Raw genomic sequence first — 23203 nt, 5'->3', positions numbered from 1 at the left:
CTCGCTATGCTGGCGCCCATGAATGGATATCTCCGGTCATTCGTCCTGACCTCCGTCACCCTGCTGCTGGTCGCCTGCGGAACCCAGCGTTCCGTTGTGGTCCAGCCTGCCGCGGGAGGGGGAAGTCCCCACGTTGTTGCGCCTGCTGCGCGTCCCGCGCCGGGCGGCACCTATAAGGTCAGCAAGGGCGACACGCTCTATTCGATCGCGTTTCGCAACAGCGTGGATTTCCGTGACCTCGCCAGCTGGAACAATATCGCTTCGCCATACACCATCTGGCCGGGCCAGGAATTGAAGCTGGCTCCCAATGGCAAAGCCCCGGCCGCTGCGCCGGCGCATACGGCTTCAGCCGTGGTGGCGACAACTCCCAAGCCAGCAGCGCTGGCACCTGCGCACCCCGCGACGGTGAATCAGGCGCAGCCGAGCCCCCAGTCCGCGTCATCTCCAGGTGCGCCGACGATCACCTCCGCTGCGCCCGCACCTACGCCGGCGCCTGCTGCCAGCACCACGCCGGTAGTGCCTGTGGCGGGCGCGCCTGCCGCTACGGCCAGCAACACGCCGCCGCCGGCACCGGCCATTGCCGCGGCCCCTGGCGCCACCCGCAACAATGGCGGCGTCGCCTGGCGCTGGCCTGCGGATGGCACTCTGATCAAACGCTTCCAGGCTGGCGATGCCATTCCTGGCATCGAGATCGGCGGCAAGACGGGCGATCCGGTGCGCGCAGCCGCAGACGGCGTGGTGGTGTACAGCGGTAACGGCCTGGTGGGCTATGGCGAGCTGGTCATCGTCAAGCACAACGACAGTTTCCTTTCCGCCTACGGCCACAACAGCAAGCGTTTGGTGAAGGAAGGTCAACGTGTGAGCGCTGGCCAGCAGGTGGCGGAGATGGGCTCCACCGGTGCCTCGCGCGACGAATTGCAGTTCCAGATCCGCAAGGATGGCAACCCGGTCGATCCGATGGGCTATCTGCCGTCGCGTTGATCTTTGTGGCCGTCATCCCGGTCAAAGCTTGGATTTGGACTCATTCAAGCGTGCCAGCAGGGCTTTCGGATCCCCGATGGACCAGCACATCAAACGCTCTTGTCGTTTGTTTTCGGGTAATCGGGCGGCGCGCTCGTCGTGCAAAAATCAGCCTGTTAAAGAGATCTTCGGATCTCAGCCCGCTGGCAGGATAAACGCCACTACGACCCGCCGGCTCTCAGCTGCCAGCAGGTCATAAGTGCGCGCCGCTGCGGCGTTGTCCATCACTTCAACGCCGATGCCTTTGCGCAGCAAACTGGCCATGAAGGCCGCCGCGGGAAACACCTGGCGCTCACCGGTGCCCAGCAACACCAGCTCGGGTTTCAGGTCGAGGATAGCCTCGGCGTGACTGGCATCCAGCTCGGCGGGTGTGGCAACAGGCCAGTGTTCTACCGCGCGGTCCGGGGCCAGTAGAAAGCTGGCGGTGAACTCGCGATCAACCACGGTAACGCTGCGCGCGCCGACACGGCGCACGAACAGGTAATTGCCAGGGCGATCGAGCGAAAGATCCATGGAAGAGGCTTTTAGCGCGGAAGGGCGAGCTTGGGCTCGTCTTCGTTGCGGCGGAATAGCACCACGACATGCCCGATCTGCTGCACGCTCTCGGACTTCGTACCGTCGGTAAGGTAGTCAATCTGTTCCTGGCGTTCGTCCTTGTCACCGCCTGAGAGCTTCACCTTGACCAGCTCATGGTGTGACAGGGCCAGGTCCAGCTCCTTGAGCACAGCCTCGGTCGCACCTTTGGCGCCGAGCATGATGACGGGATGGAGATCGTGGGCGAGGCTGCGCAGGTAACGGCGCTGAGAGGGGGAGAGTGCCATGCGTTCAGTCTCGGATTCGCTGCGATGGGACCGCTAAGGGTATCATGCGGGCCATCTCCCCCGTATCTGTGGCAGTTGCCGACCCATGTCTCGCAGCAAAAGTAGTTCCCGCTGGCTGCGGGAGCACTTCAATGATGTTTATGTGAAGAAGGCCCAAGCCGAGGGCCTCCGCTCGCGCGCCGTATTCAAGCTGGAAGAGCTGATCGATCGCGATCGCCTGCTCAAGCCCGGCATGCGGGTGGTGGACCTGGGGGCTGCCCCGGGCGGGTGGTCTCAGCTGGTGCGCCAGCGTCTGGGTGACACCGGTGCTGTCGTCGCTATGGATATTCTGCCCATGCAGGGTATCGGGGGGGTCGACTTCCTGCAGGGCGATTTTCGCGAGGAAAACGTGTTGCGAGAGTTGGAAAGCCGCCTGCAGGGCCAGCAGGTTGATCTTGTGCTCTCTGATATGGCCCCCAATATGAGTGGCGTGGCCTTGTCCGATCAGATCCGGGCGATGGACCTGGCCGAGCTGGCGCTGGATTTCAGCCGCCAATGGCTCAAACCGGGCGGGTCGTTCCTGATCAAGTTGTTTCAGGGGACCGGCTTTGACGATTACATACGCAGCTTGCGCGCGGACTTCACCCGCGTGACCATGCGTAAACCTAAGGCCTCCCGCGCACGTTCGCGGGAGGTGTATGCATTGGCCGTGGGTCGCAAGATCTCCGGTGGGCAATCGGGCGAGAACCGTGCATGAATGAAATGGCGAAAAACCTGCTCCTCTGGCTGATCATCGCGGTGGTTCTGCTCACCGTGTTCCAGAGCTTCAATCCGCATGGCGCATCCGCTTCGGATCTGCCCTACAGCAGCTTTGTCCAGAGCGTGGACAACGGCAATGTCTCCTCGGCCAATATCAGCGCCGACCAGCCGGCCACCATCAGCGGCAAGCTGAAGGACGGCAGCTCGTTCCGCACGGTAGCGCCGGTGCTCGGCTGGTCCACCAACTCGGTGGTCAAGCAGATGCAGGACAAGGGCGTGGAAGTGCGCCAGGAGCCGTCCAACAACGGTTTCTCGCTGCTGGGCCTGTTGCTCAACTGGCTGCCCATCATCCTGATAGTCGGCGTGTTCATTTGGTTCATGCGTCAGATGCAGGCCGGCGCGGGTGGCCGTGGTGCCATGAGTTTCGGCCGTTCGCGCGCCAAGTTGCAGGGCGAGGATCAGATCAAGGTCAACTTCAGCGACGTCGCCGGATGCGACGAAGCCAAAGAAGAAGTCGGCGAGCTGGTCGAGTTCCTGCGCGACCCGGGCAAGTTCCAAAAGCTGGGCGGCAAGATCCCGCGCGGCGTGCTGATGGTGGGTCCACCGGGCACCGGCAAGACTCTGTTGGCCAGGGCCATCGCGGGCGAGGCCAAGGTGCCGTTCTTCTCCATCTCCGGTTCCGACTTCGTCGAAATGTTTGTCGGCGTCGGTGCCAGTCGCGTGCGCGACATGTTCGAGCAGGCCAAGAAACACGCGCCGTGCATCATCTTCATCGATGAAATCGACGCAGTCGGTCGCCATCGCGGCGCCGGCCTGGGCGGTGGTCACGACGAGCGCGAGCAAACGCTGAATCAGCTGCTGGTCGAGATGGATGGTTTCGAGGGCACCGAAGGCGTCATCGTCATCGCCGCCACCAACCGTCCGGACGTACTCGATCCGGCGCTGCTGCGTCCCGGCCGTTTTGACCGCCAGGTCGTGGTCGGCCTGCCGGACGTGCGCGGCCGCGAGCAGATCCTCAAGGTGCACATGCGTCGCGTGCCGACTGCAGCGGACGTCGATGCGATGACCATTGCGCGCGGTACGCCAGGCTTCTCCGGTGCTGACCTCGCCAACCTGGTCAACGAGGCGGCGCTGTTCGCTGCACGCGAAAACGCGCGCGATGTGCGCATGATCCATCTCGACAAGGCGCGCGACAAGATCCTGATGGGCACCGAACGCCGTTCGATGGCGATGAGCGAGGACGAGAAGAAGTTGACCGCCTATCACGAGGCCGGTCACGCCATCGTCGGTCGACTGGTGCCGGAGCACGACCCGGTCTACAAGGTCACGATCATCCCGCGCGGTCGAGCGCTGGGCGTAACGATGTACCTGCCGGAAGGCGACAAATACAGCATGAACCGCGTGGCGATCGAGTCACAGCTGTGCTCGCTGTACGGTGGTCGTGTGGCTGAAGCGTTGATTTTCGGCGAGGACAAGGTCACCACAGGGGCCTCCAACGACATCGAGCGCGCAACCAAGATGGCTCGCAACATGGCGACCAAGTGGGGTCTGTCCGACAAGCTCGGCCCGGTGACCTATGGCGAGGAAGAGGACGAGGTATTCCTGGGCCGCGCAGTGACGCAGCACAAGAACGTCTCCAACGAAACCGCGCGCAAGATCGATGAGGAAGTGCGCGACATCCTTGATCGCGCGTACGCACGCACCAAGCAATTGCTGACGGAAAATATCGATAAGTTGCACGTGATGGCCGATGCGCTGCTGCAGTACGAGACCATCGACGCGCACCAGATCGACGACATCATGAATGATCGCGAACCGGGCCCGCCGGCTGATTGGTCGAAGAACTCCAGCACTGGCTCCACGCCGCCGCCGCCGCCGCCGCGTGGCGATGCGGGTGCGAAGGTGGGTGATCCTGCCACGCAGAGTCGTATCGCCGATCGCTGATCGAGGTTCTTCAAGCGACACGGACAAGGCAGCCCATGGCTGCCTTTTCTTTTGCTTGAGCCTTTCCTGTGGTGGTGCACGCTGCGCGCGATGAGCGTGCAACACCGTGGCTGTGAAGCTCTGCGGTCGCGCACAGGGCGCGCTCCTGCAGGAGGCGAAATAAACGCGATGTTTTTCGCGCAGAGGTATAGCCGAATGTGAAGGAGATGGCTAAAATTACTGGCTTGAACGAGGTGCTCTTGTCGTCGAAAGTGAAGATTCTCAGACGACGATGAAAAAAATCTGAAAAAAAGAGTTGACGCACCCGCCTCGAATCTGAATAATTCCGCTTCTCGCTTCGGCGCTTTCCACTAAGATGGTTAAGCGACAAAGCAAAGGTTAAAAACGCGCCCGTAGCTCAGTTGGATAGAGTACCAGGCTACGAACTTGGTGGTCGGGAGTTCGAATCTCTCCGGGCGCGCCATTTAAAGCAGGGTGTGATGTTCGCATCATGGCTTGTGCCGCAAGGCAGTGAATCGCCAGGCGGACCGAACGATAAAGTTTGAAGTTCGGTGTGCTTTGATACGGATTGACTAGGTTAGGCGTCACCCGTAGGATTTCAAGGCTTCAGCCCGAGAAGGTTGAGGGTTCGAAATCGGGGTATAGCTCAGCCTGGTAGAGCGCCAGCTTTGGGAGCTGGATGTCGTGGGTTCGAATCCCTCTGCCCCGACCAGCAGACGTTCATGCACAATGTGCACAGGCGCCTGTAGCTCAACCGGATAGAGCATCGGCCTTCTAAGCCGACGGTTGCAGGTTCGATTCCTGTCGGGCGCGCCACTTCCAGGTTTATGGTGGATGTAGCTCAGCTGGTTAGAGCATCGGATTGTGATTCCGAGGGTCGTGGGTTCGAGTCCCATCTTCCACCCCAATTTGTAGTTTTGTTTGACAAAAAGTTTTAGGGCCGTTAGCTCAGTTGGTAGAGCAGTTGACTCTTAATCAATTGGTCGAAAGTTCGAATCTTTCACGGCCCACCAATTCGAAAAGGCACTTAGGGAAACCTAAGTGCCTTTTTCGTTGGCACGACTGATCGGGGCGCACAGACCGCGCCGTTAGGCACCGCAATGGTGGCGTGGTCGTCTGTCTGTTGTTCTTGCCGACCGTGGTGCCATGGTCACCCATCGTAGATGTTTGAGCCGGCGCCCGGTACGGTTTGGTCGACGCCCGGCAGATTCCTCAGACGTCGCCGGTGTCAGGTGTGCAATGACTGTCCGTCGGCATTGAACAAGGGCTGCCTGGACTCCGGAAAAGCTCTCCTGGGAAGGGCTGCTAGTGTCGCCCAAGAGGCGCCTGGGTGCCTGCATAGGCTAATGGCCATAGTGCCTTCGTGAATTTGCGCGTTTGTCTGTGGCGGGGCGATAGTGCCCCAGGGCGACGCCGTGGCGGGTGCTACGGGAGGCTGGCTGTCGCTGAAGATCGCACTTCAACGAAGGAGCATCGCACGCGTGGACATGCACCCTTCCATCCAAGCTATGACCACCCGGGCATCAGGTTGGCCTGGTATCAACAACATGCTTCGCGCGCGTTATGAGCGGCGCTTCTTCGCGCACGACTCGACGATGCAGAATCTGTATCGCGGTGTTTATGCCAGTTTCGATGAGGCGCGATCGAGCATTCCCGCGGCTCGCCTGCAGGGTTACGACAATGCGGCGTCGGCGGCGTTCTATCGCGAGCGGACGCGCCGTGTCTTCCTCAACGACTATCCAATGATGTGGTGGATGTCGAAGTTGTTTGAGGCGGGAAACGGTTCCGTCTTTGATCTGGGTGGACATATTGGCATTGCCTACTACGCCTATCAGCGCTACATGCGCTATCCGGACAATGTTCGCTGGCGGGTGCTTGACGTTCCGGCGGTGATGGAGGCTGGCGCGGCCTGGGCTGCGAAAAGTGACAACCTCCGACGTCTGAGCTTCACGGCACGACATGAGGATGCCGATGGCACAGACATCCTGTTTGCGGCGGGCTCCCTGCAATATCTGGATTACACGCTTGTCGACATATTGGCGGCACTGCAGAAGCCACCGGCGCATTTGCTGCTCAATTCGGTGCCTATCCATATACGCTCGACGTACTTCACGGTACAGAATACCGGTGTGTCGTGCTGCCCGTACCGAGTCACTGCGGAGCGCGAATTTCTCGATGGCTTGAGCGCGCTCGGCTATACGATGCACGATCGCTGGGAAAACACTGATCGCCGTTGCGATATCCCGTTCTATCCGGAGCATTCGCTCGATCGCTACTTCGGCTTCTATTTCAGTCGAGGTGGTTGAGCCATTGTGGCGCGGCGTCATTCTAGCGAGGCGCTTTTGACCGGCCTTTCGGCTGTTGAACAGCGCTTCGCCGGGATGCCGATCGGACCGGCTCAATACGACCCGGGTGGCGCTTTGTCGCCAAACCAGCCATCGGCGGGGCGTGCTCCGCTGCGAATGGCGCGCAAGGCGCGCAGGCCATTGATCAGGAAATGCCGCGTGGGTCCGAGCAGGTAACCCAGCGGAGCTTTCATCGCATCGACCAGGGCCGACGTACCGGGGTAGGCGGGCTCCATGTGCAGCTTTCTGCGCAGAAGCCGGTTGACCTGGTGGATGCGTGCCGCGCGTCGAGTCTCGTCGGTGTAGAACGTGATGCCGATGGATGCCGATACGCCATTGCCGGGGCTGACCCAGGCGGTACTGGTATCTGCCATGTGCGGCGAGGTACTGGGGAAATACACGCCGTCGCCGGGGCCGCTATCGAAGTCGTAGCCGCGTGAGCGGCACTCTTCCTTCAGCCTCACTTTTCGCAGCGTCTTGTCGACGATGAAGTCTTCCACCGCATCGGCGGATACCGTCTCGCGGTCGCGAGGGTCCCACACGCTAAGCGTCTTTCGGCCGTGCAGTTGCAGCCAGAAATTGTTTTCGCGGTCGATGTGGAAGGGCGTCACCGATGGCGGCGCCGAGATGAAGATGAAGCCCATGATGTCGAAGATGCCTGACTGCTCGCGCTCTATTGTTGGCTGCACCGTTGCAAGAATCTGTTCGAGCAAGGCGCGATACCGTGGAATATGGTGCACGTGATACAGCGCGATCCACGAGCCCGGCTCCTCGATGCGACTGAAAAACTCATTAATGCTGCGCCCATCGGGATGATGGTCTTCGTGTGCAAAAGGAGAATCCTGTTGCATGCCGGCCTGCACGAAACGGCAATGACCGAGTGGCATGAGCTCCCTGGCCAGTTGTGCGAGCTCGGGTAGCTGGAACAGCGGATGCGTATGAAAGTTGTGTTTCAGCTTGCCGATCCGGAAGGTGGAGAAGTTTGCGGGGTCTGCCGGCTCGACGCGATAGCCTTCGGCTGCCTTCGGCAGGCAGGCATGCTCGTCAGCGCTCATGGTTGTCATGCTTTTCTCCCCCGCGAATACCAACCTCTGTCGGGCGGATCGTCGATGACCGCCGGATGCACCGCCATCGGCCAAACGTTCTAAACCAGGAGCTGTGGTGTCGAGCGAGGGTGGATACCAGCGCAGAAAGTGCAGGCAGGTGGGGTCATTCAGTCCGCCGAGCCGGCCCGTGTCTTGAAGCAATCGCAGAACGACGCGGCCGATCGGGCGATGGTGGCATGGCCTTTGGGGAGAGATTCCATGCACTGCAAGACATAGAACTTCTGGTTTTGTCAAGTTTGTTTTGGGCGTGGATATACTCAGTCGTGACTTAAATCACGCTTTATCCACGCCAGGGGGCCGCCATGAATAGTCTTCGTCTGCTTCTCGTATTGGGCGTTGCTGTGTTGCTGACGGCATGCGCCACCCACGGGTCGACGGAGGCGCCAAAGGTCGACCCCACCGCACAAGCGATCAGCACGTATCGCATCGGTGTCGACGATCAGTTGCAGATCACCGTTTGGCACAACCCGGACCTCAGCGTGAGCGTGCCGGTGCGGCCGGACGGCAAGATCACGGTGCCGCTGATTGGTGATGTGGTGGCAGGCGGTAAGACGCCTGAAGAAGTGTCGGCGGTGATCAAGGACAAGCTGCAGGCCTATGTGCGTGATCCGCAGGTGGCGGTGATCCTCACTGAGTTGCGCAGCCATGAGTATCTGTCGCGTGTGCGCGTTACCGGAGCCGTGCGCTCACCGGTTTCCATTCCCTACCGGCAAGGCATGACGGTACTTGATGCCGTGCTTGCGGCTGGGGGAACCACCGAATTTGCCGCGCCTGATCGCACCGAACTGTATCGCAAGAGTGGCGATGGCGTGACCACGCCGTACTCGGTGCGGTTGGACAAGGTGCTAAAGCAGGGCGATTTGGCGACCAACTATCCGGTTCAGCCGGGTGATGTGGTCACCGTGCCGTTGCGCGCTTTCTGAATTTGAACGTGGTCCAGGGATAGCGGACTAAGGGGGAAAACCATGAGTGGGGAACTTGCACCCTTAACCAGCATGGTGCCTGCGCTGTTGAGTGAGGCGCGTCGTCGTCGCCTGATCATGGGCATCGTGTTTGCTCTCATCGCGCTGGCTGCGCTGGTGACAGGCATGTTGTGGCCCAAGAAGTATGAGGCTTCCACCACCATTCTCGCGCAGGAAAGCAGCATCATCTCGCCGTTGATGGAAGGTGCCGCGTCAGCAACGGGCAACAAGAATCGCGCCAGCATCGCGCGTGACGTGATCTTCAGCCGAAAGGTGATGAGTGAGATTCTGGCTTCGGGTGGCTGGATGGCCAAGCATCCGTCGCCGCTCGAACAGGACCGCATGATTGAGGGCCTCAAGTCGCGCACCAGGGTGCAGACCGATCGCGACAACCTCATCACGATCAGCTATTTCGACTCCGACCCCAGGCGCACCTATGAGGTGACGCGTCAGTTCGCACAGTTGTTCATTAGCGAAAGCCTGGCTTCCAAGCAACGCGAGAGCCGCGATGCCTATGAGTTCATCAACAGCCAGGTTGAGGCGTATCGCAAGAAGCTCACCGACGCCGAGGACAAGCTGAAGGTCTATCGCGCCGCTAACGATGACGCGCGCCCTGGCAGCGAAACGGATACGAATGCGCGCATCAGCCAGTTGCGTAGCCAGATCGAGTCGGCGCGCATGGATTTGATGGAGCGACGTTCGCAGGAAGGGTCGCTGGCTGCACAACTCACCGGTGAGTCGGAAGTGAGTACGGTGCAGACGATCAATGGCGTTTATCAGATGCAGATGGCCGATCTTCAAGCGCAGCTGGACAAGCTGCTGCTGACGTATACCGAGGAATATCCGGACGTCATCCGCATCCGCCACCAGATGCAGGACTTGCGTCAGCAGATGGCTCAGGAAGAGCAGCGCAAGACCGCCTCAGCGCTGTCAGGCACTCCCACCACACTCGACAATCATGTGCAGTTCAATCCGGCCTATCAGCAGATCAGAACCCAGCTGACCAGCACACGTGCGTCGTCCGCGGCCGCTACGGCCAGGCTCGGCGCCAGCGAATCCATGCTGCAGACGGAATTGCAGCGGAGTGCCCGCATTGCCAACTCCGAGAATGTCACGGCCGAACTAACGCGCGACTACAACGTCAACCGCGACGTTTACCAGGATCTGCTCAAGCGTCGCGAGAACGCTCGCGTCTCGATGAACCTGGATGCCGAGCAGCGTGGCCTGACCTTCCTGGTGCAGAACCCTGCGGTGATGCCACTGACGCCGTCGGGGTTGCGGTTTATGCATTTCAGTCTGGCTGGCATCGCGCTTGCGCTGGCGGTTCCCATCGCGTTGTTGCTTGGTTTAGTGAAGCTCGATCCGCGGGTGCGCTCGGTCGCGCGGTTGGAGCAGGTCACCGGTCTGGCCGTGATGGCATCCATACCGTTCTATCCGACGCCGCGCGATCGTCGCCGCGATCGCCTGCACAACCTTGCGCTGCTCATCATGGTGGTGGGCATTGCCGCGGTGTATCTGGCCATGTTCTGGCTGAGGTTGAAGCGATGAACATGAAAGACAAAAACGACAAGGATCTGCCCGACGGTTTCGAGAACGTGCTGGAGGAGGCGGCAAGGAGCCTGCAGCGGCGAACCGCCCCCGGTCGCTCGATTGCGCGCATGAACGATGGCGCCAGCGAGCTGGTACCGGTGCAGCTGGAGGAGCGTCGGCTGATCCATCGCGAGGAATCGGTACGCCGTCAGTCCGATGCCTTTCGCGAGATCCGCACGCGGCTGCTCGGTATCGCCGGGCAACAGAATTTCGTGACCCTGGTGGTGTCAGTCAGCCCGCGATCCGGTGGCAGCTTCGTCACGCGCAATCTGGCTGCGGCCTTTGCGTTCGATGAGGCGAAGACAGGGCTGATCATCGACTGCAACTTGCGCTACCCAAGCCAGCACAAAGCGCTTGGCATCGAGCCGCTGGCGGGCGGGCTGATCGATTTTCTCGAGCAGCCGTCGCTGGGCATCGAGCCGGTGCTTTACCGCACAGGCATTCCACGGCTGCGATTGATTCCGGCGGGCAAGGCGCGTGAAAACAGTGGCGAGTATTTCTCTTCGTTCCGCATGAGCACCATGCTCGACTCGCTGCGCAGTCGCTATCCAGATCGCTACCTGTTCCTGGACGGCCCGGCGATCAAGGGCTCGCCGGACGCGCGCATTCTCTCGGACCTCGCCGATTTCGTGGTGGTCGTGGCGGGATATGGGCGCGATACACCCGCCGCCATTAGTCAGGCGGTGACCAATTTTGACCCTGAGAAGATGGCCGGAGTCGTCTTCAACCACGTGCCCTGAGAGCGCATTTGCGTGATCGGCGTGGGCGAAGGGGATGACAGCAAGCAGGCTTTGAAGGGCCATGTCGCATGTGACGAGAGCGATTTCTGCTGTACCCACTTCATTGGGGAAGGAAGATGGCAGTACGTACAACACTCGCTCGTTCCGTTGCATTAGCCCTTGTGGCCTGCTCGGGCAGCGCATGGGCGGACCAGTTCGACTGGTCGGTGTATCTCACTGGCGAGCACAGCGACAACGCAGCGTTGACCACCACCGACCCGATCAGCACCAACGTGCTGGCGCCGGGGGCGACGTTCAACTACGTGCGACAGGGTTCCACGTTTCAGGTCAATGCCGCCGGCAACCTGGAATATCGCGATTACTCCAGCAGCGTGTTCGGCAGCCAGACAGTGACGCAAGTCAGCGCACAGGCGAACTGGTCGGCGATCCCGCAGCGGCTGGATGTCACGATGCAGGATGCCGCGGGCGTGCAGCCCGTGAATTCGCTGGCTGCCAATTCACCTGACAACCAGCAGCAGACCAACGTGCTCGCCATCGGCCCGACGCTGCATTTTCGCGTAGGTGAGGGCATGACCGGTGATGCGGAGCTGAAGTACATCAACAGCTATGCCTCGCGGGTGGATCAGTTCAATTCCTCGCGCGGTGCCGGGGCGTTCCGATTGTTTCGCGACCTCAGCCCCACCGACCAGCTGTCCGGCAACATCGAGGCTCAGCACGTCGACTTCAGCAGCAGTACGGCCGGCTCCAACTACACGCAGTATTCGGTGTACGGCCGCTATACCAGTCGGCTCGCCAACCTCGACATCGATGCGGCGCTGGGTTGGTCAAAGATCGACTTCGCCCAGGGCGATTCGCAAGACGGGCCATTGGTGCGATTGACCCTGGGCTGGCGACTGTCGCCGCGCAGCACCATCACGTTGAATGGTGTCGACCAGTACTCCGACGCGGCGCAGGACATGCTGCAACCAACCAATCTAAGCCTGGGTGGCGAGCTGGTGCCGCTGGAGCCAGTGACCAATGCGGTGGATGCCGCGCGGGGTGGTATCGGCGTGGGTAGCGTGGTGATCAACTCGGACGTCTTCAAGGAGCGGCAGCTGGCGGCGAGCTACAGTTTTCGCGATGAGCGCTTCACCTTCACGGTGTCGCCTTCCTACAGCAAGCTGGACTACGTCAACACGACCACGCTCAACCAGGTCTCCAAGGGTCTGGGTTTCACCACCGACTACAAGCTGACGCCCAACCTGTCGATATCGGCCTTCGCCGCGGGTGGCCGCACGACCTACGACACGATCACTCGCCGCGACAAAACCTATCGCTATGGCGCTGCATTCAATCATCAGCTCACCCAACACTGGAGCTGGGGCGGGACCTTTACGCGGCTGATTCAGAGCAGCGATACGGCTGGGCAGTCGTATCACGAGAACGAATACTTCCTGACGTTGGTGTACAGGCGATGACGCGCAGCGATAGCGAATTGCCGTTCTTCTTTGGAGAGAACAGCGAGCTGTTCGGCATGTTCCATGCGGCCGCCACCCCAGGTGGCAGGGCCGTGCTGCTGTGCGTACCACTGGGGCAGGACTATATCCGCTGCCATCGCCTTTATCGGCAACTGGCTGCTGCATTGGCGGCCGATGGCCTGCCAGTGCTTCGGTTCGACTACTACGGCTGCGGCGATTCGGCTGGCGCCAGTGAGGAAGTGGATTGGCAGCGTTGCATCACGGACACGGTCGCCGCAGCCACCGAGTTGCGCGCTCGCAGCGGCGCGCATCAGGTGCTGGCCTTCGGCGCACGACTGGGTGGAAGCATTGCCCTGGCAGCGGCATCCACCGCACATTTCGATGACGTGGTGGTGTGGGATCCGATCGTTGATGGCGGTTCGTATGTTGCCACGCAGGATGCGTTGCAGGACGCGATGCGCCGGGACGTGCAGCGTTTCATCCGTCCACGGAAACCAGGTGAAGCGCAAGGGCAGTGGCTGGGCTTCAAAGTGAACCCGCTGCTCCGCGAGCAGATCGGCGCGCTAGGCGCGTGCGGGAACACCATGCCGTCGCTGGTGCTGGACTCACTGGCACCGGCGTCGCCGCATGACTGGCGGTCTCTGACTGCCGGAGGCACCAAGATCGTGCCGCTGGAACCGTTCACACCGTGGGACGACCTTGCGCGCCTGGAAGCGGCCATCCTTTCGCATCCGCTGGTGCAAGCCGTCAGCGGTCATTGGAAGGAGCGTGCCTATGCATGAGCAGGCATTTCGCTTTGGGCGTGCTCGCCACCTGGTTGGCATCGCTGGGCTGCCGCGATCGGCGCCGGATGCCGTGGGTGTGATCGTGTTGAATGCGGGCATGGTCCATCGCGTGGGGCCATTTCGCCTGCACGTGGATATCACACGACGACTCAACGCACTCGGTTATCCCACGCTTCGCTTTGATCTATCCACCATCGGCGACAGCGGTGCCAGCGGCGAATCGCAGAGTCGCAATCAGCAGGTCTGCGCCGACGTGGACGATGCGATGGCGCTGTTGCACCAGCACGCCGGTTGTGAGCGATTCGTGTTGGTTGGGTTATGTTCCGGCGCGGAAAAGGCACACACCGTCGCACGCGACAAGAACAGCCACGAGCGTCTTGTCGGCGCCATTTTCATGGACAACTACGCCTATCGCACACTCGGTTTCAAGCTGCGTCACTATGTGCCGCGCGCGTTCGACGCGAGGCGCTGGCTGCGCTGGCTTTCGCGCAAATCGAAGGTGCGCGCGGAAGGAGATGTCCCCGTTTTCGGCGTGGCTCCATTGCCACAGGAAGTGGTGCGCGCCGACCTTCGAAGCATGGTCGATCGTGGCCTGAAGCTGTGCCTTATTTACAGCGGCGGTATCAACATGTACTTCAACCATCACCGCCAGTTCTACGAGTGCTTCGGAAGCGTCATGAGCGATGCTGCGGTGAGTGCGCGCTACATCAAGGAGACCGACCACACCTATGTGCTCGTTGACGACCGTCGACGTCTGATCGACCACATCGGGGAGTGGCTCAGCCGGAATTTTCCTATTTCCCAAGCAGGTGCTTAGTCATGAATGGAGTCCTCGTTACCGGCGGAGCCGGATACATCGGTAGTCACGTCGTGCAGCAGCTGGTCGCCCGCGGCGAACGCGTGGTGGTCATCGACAACCTCTCATCCGGGTTCCCGGAATCGGTGCACGATGCCGAGCTCGTGCTCGGCAATGTGGGCGATCGCGAGCTGGTGGCGCGTGTGCTGGCCGAGTACCACGTGGACACGGTGCTGCACTTCGCTGCGCACACCGTCGTCCCCGAGTCGGTGAGTGACCCTGTCAAGTATTACGGCAACAACACGTGCAACACCTGCAACCTGCTGGCCTGCTGCGCTGAGGCCGGCGTGCGGCATTTCATCTTCTCGTCCACCGCTGCGGTGTACGGGATGACGGATGGCGGCATCGCGGACGAGGACACGCCGACACAGCCAATCAATCCCTACGGCATGTCCAAGCTCATGTCGGAAAACATGCTGCGCGATGTGAGTGCCGCGAGCTCCATGCGCCATGTGATCCTCCGTTACTTCAATGTGGCCGGCTGCGACCCCCAGGGGCGCATTGGTCACTCTGCGCCGCATGCCACGCTGCTGATCAAGGTGGCTTGCGAGCACGCAGTGGGCAAGTGCGAAAGCCTTTCGATCTACGGCACCGACTACAACACGCCAGACGGCACGGGCATCCGCGACTATATCCACGTAGAGGATCTTGCGGCGGCACACCTTCGCGCGCTGGACCACCTGCGTGCCGGCGGCGAATCGTTGACGCTCAACTGTGGCTATGGCCATGGCTACAGCGTGCGCGAGGTCATCGATGCAGTTACACGGATCAGCGGCCGTCCGTTGAACGTGATCGAGCGACCGCGCCGCGAAGGCGACCTGGCCATGCTCATTGCGCGCAGCGCACGGTTGCAGCGCACGCTCGATTGGCATCCGCGCTATGACGACCTCGATTTCATCGTGCGCACCGCGTTCCTGTGGGAACAGAAGATGGTGCAGCGAGCCGCTCATGTTAGCTAGATCACGCCCGTTGCGCGGCAGGCGGCTGTTGGCCGCGGCCGCCTTGTTGCTGCTCGCCATGGCTGGCGTGTGCGTTGCAGCGGCAAGCAAACCTGATGGCAAGGCCGCGCCGACAAATGCGGCCAGCGCCCCATCGCATCAGGGTGGCGGTAGACAGGCCGCATCGGACATCGTGTCCGATCAACGCATTGTGCTCCACCGCAATGCAGGCAAGAGTTCGCCGGTGCTGGCCTCGGTGGGCATCCCGCTGCCACCGGGAGAACTCACCGATCCGCAGCAGTTGCGCATCCTAGATGAGAAAGGTGTCGAGGTGCCGTCCGTCGTGAAAGTGTTGCTGCGCTGGCACTTCAAGGACAACAGTATCCGGGCCGTGCGTGTGCAGTTCCGCGCGACGATGGCCGGTGACGAAGAGACGTTCTATTTTGCTATCGGCAAGCCCCGCAAGGAGGAGATTGCCGGTTGGCCATACGAAACAGGTTTGGTGGATGGCCCGCAGGGCCTGCGCGTGCCGATGGTGCTTGGCACGCTTACGCCAGCCTGGTTGTGTGCTTCGCTGATCGCCGGGCCGCAGGAGCCTGCGTTGCCCAACGAGGCCTACGCAAAATACGTGTCGCGCCAGTTTGAATGGGCGCGCACGCTGCCGGTGGAAGATTTCTCGGCGTGGTTGTTCGATCGTCCGTCCACGCTCTACAAGGCGTACGTGCGCACCGGTCGCTTCGATTACCTGCAGGCGGCCGATCTCAGCTACCGCTTCTACATGAAGTACATCAAGCGCGATGGCATAGCGGAGAGCCCCTCGTGCGCCGGTGGCTGGACCTTTAGCGGCAAAGTGTGCGACGTGAAGTACGTCTACATCGAGCCGATCCTGCTTTCGGTGGCGTTGACTGGCAACGATGGCGATCACGACGCTGCCACCGTCGACAAGATGGTGTCCCTGTGGGCTGACGGAGGCTGGAACAACCGACCTGGTCCGTACACGAAGCCGTCGGAATACTTCACCGAGCGTCTTGCCGGTCTTGGCCTGATCGAAACCGTGGCTGCCTACGAGGTAACTGGCAGCCAGCGCGACCTGGCGATGATCAACGAACGTATCGGCTGGCTCTACGAGCATCAACGCAGCAATCCGGACAGGCTCGGCGATGACGGCTCATGGCGCAGCAGCTGGAATATTCATGAGGGCGACGACTGGAAGCCGGAAAGCGACGTGCGCGGTAGCTCGCCATGGATGAGCGAGAACATCATCGATGGTCTCTGGCATGCGTGGCTGGTCACTGGTGACAAGCGCATTCCGGAGATGATCACCGGGTTCGGCCGGTACCTGGAGCGTTATGGCTGGATCAGCTCCGATCTGCTCGTGAATCCGCATGACTGGCGCAACGGTTGTTCCGGGTCCGATGGATTGATCGCCTGGTACTGGTCGTCAGGTCATGCGCCGCTCAAGGCCGTCGAGACCATTCAAGAATCCGACGGTTGGTACAGCGACGGGCATAACGTGGAACTGGGGCTGCCGGTCGCTGCGGCGTATTACTTCGAAACCGATCCCGTGCAGAGCGCGACGCTCAAACGCAGGTTAGAGAAGTTGGCATCGTCGTACAGCACGTCCTGCGCGGCGATTGACGACACCAAGCGGCGCTTCAACTGGAACAACCGTGGCAGTGGTGTCGTGCAGTGGCTGATGCGTCAGTCGCCCGGCAGCGGTGTCGCGCCACTGGTGCAGCGGGGAGCGCCATGACGACCGCGCCTTCTGCGAGCCGACGTCTGGATGTCCTGCGCAGTATCACCATCGTGTCGGTATCCAGTTATATCGAGTTCGCGCTTGGCCTGTTTGTCAGCGTGTGGATTGCGCGCGCACTGGGTCCGGCCGATTTTGGCCGCTACGCGTTCACGGTATGGCTTTGCGGCTGGCTGATCGTTTGCAGCAACCACGCACTGACAACGTCGTCCACCAAGTTCATCGCCGAGGCAGATGGCGCGGGTGCCACAGACGTTGCATCGCACATCGCCTACCAGCTCAACCGCGTGCAGCACCTCAGCACCGGCGTGGTCATGTTGTTGTTCCTGACAGTGCTTCTGATCTTGCGACCGGCCGAATGGCAGGGCGCGCTTCTCCCGGCGACGGCACTGGTGGTGGTCGCTACCGTGAGCAAGGCGAACTACGCCATGTGGGTGGCCATTGCCAAGGGGCAGGAGCGCTTTGAAACTGAGGCAATCGCCGCGGTGGTGACGGGTGTGATCGGTGTGGCGCTGGTCATCACAGCCACCGTCGCAAAGGCTGGACTGCTTGCCTTCATCGGCATATTCGCGATCTCCTGTCTGCTACTCAACCTGATCAATCGTTGGGCCTATCGACGCTATTGCCAGCCATTCAAGTCGGGTCCAGTACCCGCAGACGTGCAGGCACGCTTGAACCGCCACTTGCGTTTGACCGCGGCGCTCATACTGATCATGTCGTTCAAGTCGGGCACGATCGAGGTGTTCCTTCTCAACGCTTTCGCCGCATCGACTGCGGTGGGCTTCTTCGCCATCGCCGGCACCTTGACGCGAGGTGCCGTGCAGCTGTTCTCCGTTGGGCTCACGACCACGCTGCTGCCTTACATGGCCAAATCATTCGGCGAGCGCGGCCATGAACATGCCGTGCATTTCCTGGGCGAGGCAACGCGCTTCTATTGGGCCGCTGGCCTTGTCATCGCCGGGCTGGGGCTGGTCACGACACCCGACATCGTCACGCTGATGTATGGCCACCGCTATGCGGACGCGATTCCGGCGATCGAGGCCATGCTGGTACTGGCGGGACTACTGTTGATCGGCAACGGTATCGCCGCTTACCAGACCGTGGTGGATCGCCAGGATGACCGCATTCGCATCACGGTGATTGCGTTGTGCATCAATGTGGTGGTTGGCATCTTGCTGGTGCCTGCCTTAGGGCTATTGGGCGCGGTGCTGACTTATGCCACCACGCGGCTCTCGGAGCTGGCGCTATCCATCTTCTATCTGCGCAAGGCGACTACCGGTGGGCTGCCGCTGGCCGCCATGATTCGGCTGTTCGGTGTCGGGGCGGTAGCTACAGCCGTGGCGTGGACGGTGACCTCAAGCGTGCCGAGCCTTTGGGGTTTCATCGCGGGCGGTGTGGTGTTTGTCGGCATCTTCGTGCCAGCAAGCGTGCTCGTGCGCTATTGGGGCGAAGAGGACTATCGCCTGCTGGCCACCGTCGCGAACCGCTTCGGGCCGCCGGGACGCATGCTGGTGCGTGGCCTCAACAGCTTGCATGGGCAACGGGCAAACACGCTGTCATGATGCCGCCGCCCAATCAACCGTCATGCAGCACGATCCACAGCGACGCCGACGTGCGCAAGCTTCGCGACGAGCTGTCGCGCGTTGCCAGCCTGCCGGGTGCGGCATCGGGCATTGTGCAGCATCCCGACTGGCTGCTGTTCGAGGTGGAATGGCGAGGCGACATCATGTCGCCGTATGTCATCATGGTGCGAGACGGGCAGGGGAGAGTGATCGGCTATGCGCCGATGCTTTCCTACGTGCATCACGCGCGAATCGCACTGGGTGGGCGTCATCTGCAGATCTATCGCGGCCGCGTGCTGCGCTTGCTGGGCGAAGGGGTGGTTGCCGCGCCCGCGCATCGCAGCGTGGTCGAAAGATACGTGGCCGATGCATTGCTTCAGGATCGCCTGGCGCGCGTCATCCGTATCCAGGAAACGGCGCTGCCCAATGCGCTGGCCTCGGTGATGTCGATGGGCGCGCGCCGTTTCAGCCTGGTGCAGTCGAACCTTCTCGATCAGGTGAACTGGAGCATCGGATCGCAGGCGTCGCTGGCCGACTACCTGGTCACGCTGGGTTCGAAGAAGCGCAACGATCTGTCCCGTCGCCTGCGCAACGTCTACAAGAAGCTTGGTGAACCGGCTCATTTGAAAATCTTCGATTCACCCGAAAGCATGGATGAATACGGCGCGTTGATGAACCAGATCTACGCACGAAGCTGGCACGCGGCGGAAATGCCCGTCGACTGGGAATCTCCGGCGCGCCTTGCGCTGTTCCGGAAACTTGCGCGGGACGGTTGCCTGATCGGACACATGTTGATGCTTGGCGAGCAACCGATCGCTTACGTTCATGGCTATCGGCTTGCCGGACGTTATCTTCTCGACGACACCGGTTATGACGAAGCATTCGCCTCGCTTGGCGTGGGATCGTCGCTGGTGTTTCAGGCTGTGCAGGACGTGCTCGAGCGTTTCCCCGGCGAGAGCATCGATTTCGGCTATGGCGACAACCAGTACAAGCGCGTGCTGGCCAATAAGCAGACGCCATGTGGTTCGCTTTATCTGGTGCGCGGAAGCGTGCCGCGGGCCCGCTTCGGCGTCATCGCTCCGCTGCGCGGACTCTATCGCGGCCTGCATCGCATGGGGCGCCGAGAGCAGGCGCCGGGCACGGCGTAACGCCTGTTCACGATCCCGGCACGGGAATCGAGCCAAGCCATGGGACTTGGGAGCCGAACATGGCTCCCTTGCTGCTTACCCTTCCAGCGTGAAGCCGATCTTCAGGGTGACCTGCCAGTAGGCTACTTTTCCATTCTCCACATGGCCGCGTATCTCGGCGACATGGAACCAGCGAATGTCCCGAATAGTCTTCGATGCTCTCTCTATGGCGAGCTTGATCGCATCGTCACTGCTTTTCTTCGAAGAGCCCGTTAGTTCCACGGACTTGTATACGTGGTCGGTCATGGTCGTGACTCCAGCGGTTGTTGTGGCGTATGGGTGGAGGCTGTTGCGGAAATCCTCGCCCTTAGGTGCGCAGTGCTGGCACCCGCGTGCGCTGACGGTATGGAACTCCATACCTGCGCTCGCCAACAAAACGTGAAGACGGCGGACTGCGGGAACGTTTTTGTTGCGGATCAGTGAGGTGAGGTCCGACCTCGACAATGTGTCCTGGCGCGCGCGAACTCTTTGGAAGTGCGGCTGGAAGTTCGCAAGGTGGACGAGCCGGTCGATAAGCCGTCTCGGGACCATCGCAGATGATGGCTGGCACGCTCGATTGGCATGCTTGACGTGTCCGACTTCGACTCGAAGCGAACCGTCTAGGACATGCAGTAAGCGGCTGGGCTAATGCAAGGTTTCAGATTGCTGCTGTGCGGATGACAGCCTATCGCAGACTTTGAGGCAGGAAATGTGGGGCAGGGTGGCGTAAGCATCCACCTTCGATGGCTACAACTACAACGGCGACCTTTGTTCTGCTGGCATCGTTGATCGCCCATCACCCTTGATCAACCGGGAAGTGTGCTGAGCTGCCGCAATGCGATTCCCAACGCAATTCGGTAACTCGTCGACAGGTCTCCGTTGATGATGATGGTGGCCAGAGGAGCGCCGCGCTGACATGGCCCGGGATCCAGTGTGGTGTCGCTGTCATCGTGGACTTCAATGTAGGGAGCTGTCAGCTCGTCGAGTGCGTCGTGCAGCCCGGCTTCGGGATGCGCGTGAGCTTCTTGCGAGATTTCACCAGGATCGAGCAGCACAAACTCCGGGATTTTGGATCGCGCCACTCGCAGGCCAGCGATGAACTCGCGCAGCCCCGCGCAAGTGCGAACCTCCACCATGCGGCCTGCTTCATGGGCTAGTTGTTGGAGGTTGTGCAGGAGCTCGCCATTGAAAGAGTTACCGGAAGGATGAGGGCCCCGGAGAATCATGATGGTCATGACTGTACGTTTGTAGCGGCAAGCGCCGCGGATGACTCATGCTGCTACCCAGGAGCGTAAAGGCACCATGCCAAAGGCTGACCGATCGCGTAAATTTTCCGCATGCCTTCAAGCGCGATAGCTTTCGATATTCAATCGGATTGATACCGCGCCGTGCGCCTGAGACATGGCGTTTTGACATGTCGGCGCCTATCAAATGTCACCGTTAAGACGCGCATCGCGCTTGAACAACGGTCTATTCCTTAAGTGTGATCCCGCAAGGCTTAAGCCGGGTATACCTTTATTCGCTCATCGTTTCATCATCCCAATGGTCTGATGAATTCGAGTGCCGGCGTGCATGCGATCGCGCCGAGGGCTGCCACCGCAAGCTCAGAGAAGCGCTGCGCCCTACGCTAACTTGCCTCGCGGCGAGCAACGGTGCTGATCGAGGCGGTATACCCCGAAGGCCGCGTCCTTGCCGCGCAGACGGTGACGCTCGGATCGTCGGGCAAACATAAGCTCATCCACGATAGCTAAGCGAGGATCAGCCATGAAGCGCCAAACCAAGCTAACGATTTCGATAGCCACGGTGCTGCTTGCCGTCCTGGGCGGCACAGCCCTTTACGCGCAGGGCAAGGACAAGTACTCACTGGTATCGCCGAGTGGAATCGCATTCGCCGATTTCAGGGGATACGAGGATTGGTCGGTGGTCTCTTCTGCCCGGACCGACGAAGTACTCAAGGTGATCGTTGCCAATCCGACCATGATCAAAGCGTACAAGGAAGGCATTCCGGGCAACGGCCAGCCTTTCCCGGAAGGTTCCAAGATCGTGAAGCTTCAGTGGAAGCCGAAAAAGAGCACGGAAGCCCCGTTTGTAGTGGATGTGCCGGACGTCTTCACACAGGCTTTCGTCATTGAAAAGGACAGCAAGAGATTTCCAAAGAGCGGCGGATGGGGCTACGCGTTGTTCAACTACGCAGCCGCATCCGACACGTTCACGGCTGATCCCGCTGCCCTCTCAGACTGCGGACATACCTGCCATGTGAAAGTGAAGGCGAAGGACCATATCTTCCACCCGTACCAGAAGCGTTGAACCGCGTGTTCACCGATATGGCGCACGCCGCGGAGCTTTAGCGGACTTCATGGTGGCCTCACCATTGCCGGCGTGAAGTCCGCCAGGCTGAATCTCTTATCCCGGATAGCGCAGATCGTTACCGGTCAGTTCCTTGCGGCGAATCCACAGTCAGCTGTCATGCCTGCGCTGCTGGAAATCCCGATTAGCCCCGTGTGAATTCAGCAGCGTGCAGCTTTACGAAATCGCTCATGCTCGTCGGCTTTTGGCCTGTGAGCTTGAAGACGTCATCGGTCATGCGGTCATAGCGACCCTGCATGTGCAGCTCTGCCATCACAGCAAGGTGGCTGACGATGTGCGCGGGAACGCCAAGCTCGAGGAGCTTTTCGGCCCATGCCGATACGGGTACGTTGCGATAGCGGATCGGGCGGCCGAGCGCTTCGGAAAACGCACGCGCGTAGTGCTCGAGGTCGGTGGATTCGGCGCCCGTCAGGTTGTAGATCTGGCCGATATGCGGCGCAGGATCGTCAAGGATCGCCGCCACCACGCGCGCCACGTCCACGGACGAGATGGGCGAGGTCTTGGCGTCGCCAAGCGGCAGCATCAGCTCGTCGTTGTCACGCACGGCGCCAGCAGCCAGGCGCAAGAAGAACCCTTCGAGGAACACGGTAGGGCGAACCGTGACGACTGGCAGACCCGACCAGCTCAGTGCCTGTTCCGCGAGCCAGTGAAGCTTGTGCTGCGGGCTGTCGGTGGTCTTCGTGATTCCCATCTGCGAAACGGTCATCTGCGACATGTTCACGATGGCCTCGACGCCGTGATGACGCGCTACCGCGGCGAAGTTTACGGTGGCTTCCAGGTAGGCCGCCGAGATCGACATGCCAAAGTAGATTCGCTTGCAACCTTCGATCACGCGGTGCACCGAGGCGAGGTCAGTGAGGTCACCGATAACGACCTCGGCACCGAGCTGGCGCAGGCTTTGTGCGCGTTCGTCTTCGCGGCGGACCAGGGCGCGCACCTTGTGGCCCTTGGCCAAAAGCATGGCAGTGACATTGCGGCCGATGGCGCCGATGTCGCCGGCCGCGCCAGTGACGAGGATGGGGTTGTCTTTTGACGTATTCATGGGTATCTCGC

Annotated in this window: 22 protein-coding genes and 5 tRNA genes; 20 read left to right on the top strand and 7 right to left on the bottom strand. The window is 60.9% G+C overall.

Annotated features, from left to right (window positions below):
* The first annotated feature begins 6 nt into the window (after positions 1–6).
* Positions 7–981, top strand: coding sequence for a peptidoglycan DD-metalloendopeptidase family protein (locus tag AC3CBN_RS16585; protein ID WP_488636754.1), 975 nt, complete (start codon positions 7–9; stop codon positions 979–981).
* Positions 982–1155: 174 nt separating this feature from the next.
* Here AC3CBN_RS16585 and AC3CBN_RS16580 read toward each other — a convergent pair whose 3' ends face one another.
* Positions 1156–1533, bottom strand: a complete 378-nt coding sequence (locus AC3CBN_RS16580) for an Mth938-like domain-containing protein (RefSeq protein ID WP_488634090.1) — start codon at positions 1531–1533, stop codon at positions 1156–1158.
* Positions 1534–1544: 11 nt separating this feature from the next.
* Positions 1545–1841 carry a ribosome assembly RNA-binding protein YhbY gene (gene yhbY, locus AC3CBN_RS16575; protein ID WP_488634089.1) on the bottom strand — a complete coding sequence of 99 codons (297 nt, stop codon included), beginning with the start codon at positions 1839–1841 and terminating at the stop codon, positions 1545–1547.
* A gap of 85 nt (positions 1842–1926) precedes the next feature.
* Between yhbY and rlmE the strand changes: the two genes are divergently transcribed.
* Together rlmE and ftsH are read left to right on the top strand one after the other, a co-directional pair.
* A complete protein-coding gene (gene rlmE, locus AC3CBN_RS16570) occupies positions 1927–2577 on the top strand; it encodes a 23S rRNA (uridine(2552)-2'-O)-methyltransferase RlmE (RefSeq protein WP_488634088.1) in 651 nt (216 codons plus the stop codon).
* Positions 2574–4523, top strand: a complete 1950-nt coding sequence (ftsH, locus tag AC3CBN_RS16565; RefSeq protein ID WP_488634087.1) for an ATP-dependent zinc metalloprotease FtsH — start codon at positions 2574–2576, stop codon at positions 4521–4523. The genes rlmE and ftsH overlap by 4 nt, the downstream gene beginning before the upstream one ends.
* Before the next feature lie 10 nt (positions 4524–4533).
* On the opposite strand, the gene AC3CBN_RS16560 is transcribed toward ftsH, so the two are convergent.
* The gene (locus AC3CBN_RS16560; protein ID WP_488634086.1) at positions 4534–4827 is read right to left on the bottom strand and encodes a hypothetical protein; all 294 of its coding nucleotides are present in this window, start codon (positions 4825–4827) and stop codon (positions 4534–4536) included.
* 82 nt (positions 4828–4909) lie between these two features.
* On the opposite strand from AC3CBN_RS16560, the gene AC3CBN_RS16555 reads away from it, so the two are divergent.
* The 6 genes from AC3CBN_RS16555 (at position 4910) to AC3CBN_RS16530 (ending at position 6829) form a co-directional block, all read left to right on the top strand.
* Positions 4910–4986, top strand: a tRNA-Arg gene (locus AC3CBN_RS16555).
* Between the two features lie 172 nt (positions 4987–5158).
* A tRNA-Pro gene (locus AC3CBN_RS16550) sits at positions 5159–5235 on the top strand.
* A 27-nt stretch (positions 5236–5262) separates the two neighbouring features.
* Positions 5263–5339, top strand: a tRNA-Arg gene (locus tag AC3CBN_RS16545).
* A 14-nt stretch (positions 5340–5353) separates the two neighbouring features.
* A tRNA-His gene (locus AC3CBN_RS16540) sits at positions 5354–5430 on the top strand.
* A gap of 30 nt (positions 5431–5460) precedes the next feature.
* Positions 5461–5536: transfer RNA gene (locus AC3CBN_RS16535), tRNA-Lys, on the top strand.
* Positions 5537–6070: 534 nt separating this feature from the next.
* Positions 6071–6829 (top strand): methyltransferase, TIGR04325 family, encoded by a 759-nt coding sequence (locus AC3CBN_RS16530; RefSeq protein ID WP_488634085.1) that lies wholly within the window; start codon positions 6071–6073, stop codon positions 6827–6829.
* Positions 6830–6921: 92 nt separating this feature from the next.
* On the opposite strand, the gene AC3CBN_RS16525 is transcribed toward AC3CBN_RS16530, so the two are convergent.
* Positions 6922–7932, bottom strand: coding sequence for a JmjC domain-containing protein (locus tag AC3CBN_RS16525; RefSeq protein WP_488634084.1), 1011 nt, complete (start codon positions 7930–7932; stop codon positions 6922–6924).
* 344 nt (positions 7933–8276) lie between these two features.
* On the opposite strand from AC3CBN_RS16525, the gene AC3CBN_RS16520 reads away from it, so the two are divergent.
* From AC3CBN_RS16520 to AC3CBN_RS16475, 10 genes are all read left to right on the top strand, one after another.
* Positions 8277–8897, top strand: coding sequence for an XrtA/PEP-CTERM system exopolysaccharide export protein (locus AC3CBN_RS16520; RefSeq protein WP_488634083.1), 621 nt, complete (start codon positions 8277–8279; stop codon positions 8895–8897).
* Between the two features lie 42 nt (positions 8898–8939).
* On the top strand, positions 8940–10484 hold the full coding sequence (locus tag AC3CBN_RS16515) for an XrtA system polysaccharide chain length determinant (RefSeq protein ID WP_488634082.1): 1545 nt from the start codon (positions 8940–8942) through the stop codon (positions 10482–10484).
* Positions 10485–10486: 2 nt separating this feature from the next.
* Positions 10487–11266, top strand: a complete 780-nt coding sequence (locus tag AC3CBN_RS16510) for a P-loop NTPase family protein (RefSeq protein WP_488634081.1) — start codon at positions 10487–10489, stop codon at positions 11264–11266.
* Between the two features lie 116 nt (positions 11267–11382).
* Positions 11383–12723, top strand: coding sequence for an outer membrane beta-barrel protein (locus AC3CBN_RS16505; RefSeq protein ID WP_488634080.1), 1341 nt, complete (start codon positions 11383–11385; stop codon positions 12721–12723).
* Complete coding sequence (locus AC3CBN_RS16500; RefSeq protein ID WP_488634079.1) at positions 12720–13505, top strand: alpha/beta fold hydrolase; 786 nt, start codon at positions 12720–12722, stop codon at positions 13503–13505. The genes AC3CBN_RS16505 and AC3CBN_RS16500 overlap by 4 nt, the downstream gene beginning before the upstream one ends.
* Positions 13498–14325 carry an alpha/beta hydrolase family protein gene (locus AC3CBN_RS16495; RefSeq protein WP_488634078.1) on the top strand — a complete coding sequence of 276 codons (828 nt, stop codon included), beginning with the start codon at positions 13498–13500 and terminating at the stop codon, positions 14323–14325. The genes AC3CBN_RS16500 and AC3CBN_RS16495 overlap by 8 nt, the downstream gene beginning before the upstream one ends.
* Positions 14326–14327: 2 nt before the next feature.
* Positions 14328–15323: a UDP-glucose 4-epimerase GalE gene (galE, locus tag AC3CBN_RS16490; protein WP_488634077.1), complete on the top strand. Its 996-nt coding sequence runs from the start codon at positions 14328–14330 to the stop codon at positions 15321–15323.
* Positions 15313–17055 carry a hypothetical protein gene (locus AC3CBN_RS16485; RefSeq protein WP_488634076.1) on the top strand — a complete coding sequence of 581 codons (1743 nt, stop codon included), beginning with the start codon at positions 15313–15315 and terminating at the stop codon, positions 17053–17055. Before galE ends, AC3CBN_RS16485 begins: the two co-directional genes overlap by 11 nt.
* The gene (locus AC3CBN_RS16480) at positions 17052–18617 is read left to right on the top strand and encodes an oligosaccharide flippase family protein (RefSeq protein WP_488634075.1); all 1566 of its coding nucleotides are present in this window, start codon (positions 17052–17054) and stop codon (positions 18615–18617) included. The genes AC3CBN_RS16485 and AC3CBN_RS16480 overlap by 4 nt, the downstream gene beginning before the upstream one ends.
* The gene (locus AC3CBN_RS16475) at positions 18614–19765 is read left to right on the top strand and encodes a GNAT family N-acetyltransferase (protein WP_488634074.1); all 1152 of its coding nucleotides are present in this window, start codon (positions 18614–18616) and stop codon (positions 19763–19765) included. Before AC3CBN_RS16480 ends, AC3CBN_RS16475 begins: the two co-directional genes overlap by 4 nt.
* A gap of 75 nt (positions 19766–19840) precedes the next feature.
* Here the strand turns inward: AC3CBN_RS16475 and AC3CBN_RS16470 are convergent, their stop codons facing one another.
* Both AC3CBN_RS16470 and AC3CBN_RS16465 read right to left on the bottom strand, forming a co-directional pair.
* Entirely contained in the window at positions 19841–20050 is a 210-nt protein-coding gene (locus AC3CBN_RS16470) for a dodecin (RefSeq protein WP_488634073.1), read from the bottom strand.
* 539 nt (positions 20051–20589) lie between these two features.
* Positions 20590–21018 (bottom strand): hypothetical protein, encoded by a 429-nt coding sequence (locus tag AC3CBN_RS16465; RefSeq protein WP_488634072.1) that lies wholly within the window; start codon positions 21016–21018, stop codon positions 20590–20592.
* Between the two features lie 529 nt (positions 21019–21547).
* On the opposite strand from AC3CBN_RS16465, the gene AC3CBN_RS16460 reads away from it, so the two are divergent.
* Positions 21548–22090: a cytochrome P460 family protein gene (locus AC3CBN_RS16460; protein WP_488634071.1), complete on the top strand. Its 543-nt coding sequence runs from the start codon at positions 21548–21550 to the stop codon at positions 22088–22090.
* Between the two features lie 184 nt (positions 22091–22274).
* On the opposite strand, the gene AC3CBN_RS16455 is transcribed toward AC3CBN_RS16460, so the two are convergent.
* A complete protein-coding gene (locus AC3CBN_RS16455) occupies positions 22275–23192 on the bottom strand; it encodes an NmrA family NAD(P)-binding protein (protein ID WP_488634070.1) in 918 nt (305 codons plus the stop codon).
* Positions 23193–23203 lie beyond the last annotated feature (11 nt).

It is taken from the genome of Dyella sp. OK584 (assembly GCF_057787755.1).
Note: the sequence above shows the minus strand (reverse complement) of the source record. Positions and strands in the feature narration are given on the sequence as shown.

Bases quoted from the DNA above. Each gene is read 5' to 3' on its own strand.
- AC3CBN_RS16585 (WP_488636754.1), top strand. From the start codon at position 7: ATGCTGGCGCCCATGAATGGATATCTCCGGTCATTCGTCCTGACCTCC.
- AC3CBN_RS16580 (WP_488634090.1), bottom strand. From the start codon at position 1,533: ATGGATCTTTCGCTCGATCGCCCTGGCAATTACCTGTTCGTGCGCCGT.
- yhbY (WP_488634089.1), bottom strand. From the start codon at position 1,841: ATGGCACTCTCCCCCTCTCAGCGCCGTTACCTGCGCAGCCTCGCCCAC.
- rlmE (WP_488634088.1), top strand. From the start codon at position 1,927: ATGTCTCGCAGCAAAAGTAGTTCCCGCTGGCTGCGGGAGCACTTCAAT.
- ftsH (WP_488634087.1), top strand. From the start codon at position 2,574: ATGAATGAAATGGCGAAAAACCTGCTCCTCTGGCTGATCATCGCGGTG.
- AC3CBN_RS16530 (WP_488634085.1), top strand. From the start codon at position 6,071: ATGCTTCGCGCGCGTTATGAGCGGCGCTTCTTCGCGCACGACTCGACG.
- AC3CBN_RS16525 (WP_488634084.1), bottom strand. From the start codon at position 7,932: ATGACAACCATGAGCGCTGACGAGCATGCCTGCCTGCCGAAGGCAGCC.
- AC3CBN_RS16520 (WP_488634083.1), top strand. From the start codon at position 8,277: ATGAATAGTCTTCGTCTGCTTCTCGTATTGGGCGTTGCTGTGTTGCTG.
- AC3CBN_RS16515 (WP_488634082.1), top strand. From the start codon at position 8,940: ATGAGTGGGGAACTTGCACCCTTAACCAGCATGGTGCCTGCGCTGTTG.
- AC3CBN_RS16510 (WP_488634081.1), top strand. From the start codon at position 10,487: ATGAAAGACAAAAACGACAAGGATCTGCCCGACGGTTTCGAGAACGTG.
- AC3CBN_RS16505 (WP_488634080.1), top strand. From the start codon at position 11,383: ATGGCAGTACGTACAACACTCGCTCGTTCCGTTGCATTAGCCCTTGTG.
- AC3CBN_RS16500 (WP_488634079.1), top strand. From the start codon at position 12,720: ATGACGCGCAGCGATAGCGAATTGCCGTTCTTCTTTGGAGAGAACAGC.
- AC3CBN_RS16495 (WP_488634078.1), top strand. From the start codon at position 13,498: ATGCATGAGCAGGCATTTCGCTTTGGGCGTGCTCGCCACCTGGTTGGC.
- galE (WP_488634077.1), top strand. From the start codon at position 14,328: ATGAATGGAGTCCTCGTTACCGGCGGAGCCGGATACATCGGTAGTCAC.
- AC3CBN_RS16485 (WP_488634076.1), top strand. From the start codon at position 15,313: ATGTTAGCTAGATCACGCCCGTTGCGCGGCAGGCGGCTGTTGGCCGCG.
- AC3CBN_RS16480 (WP_488634075.1), top strand. From the start codon at position 17,052: ATGACGACCGCGCCTTCTGCGAGCCGACGTCTGGATGTCCTGCGCAGT.
- AC3CBN_RS16475 (WP_488634074.1), top strand. From the start codon at position 18,614: ATGATGCCGCCGCCCAATCAACCGTCATGCAGCACGATCCACAGCGAC.
- AC3CBN_RS16470 (WP_488634073.1), bottom strand. From the start codon at position 20,050: ATGACCGACCACGTATACAAGTCCGTGGAACTAACGGGCTCTTCGAAG.
- AC3CBN_RS16465 (WP_488634072.1), bottom strand. From the start codon at position 21,018: ATGACCATCATGATTCTCCGGGGCCCTCATCCTTCCGGTAACTCTTTC.
- AC3CBN_RS16460 (WP_488634071.1), top strand. From the start codon at position 21,548: ATGAAGCGCCAAACCAAGCTAACGATTTCGATAGCCACGGTGCTGCTT.
- AC3CBN_RS16455 (WP_488634070.1), bottom strand. From the start codon at position 23,192: ATGAATACGTCAAAAGACAACCCCATCCTCGTCACTGGCGCGGCCGGC.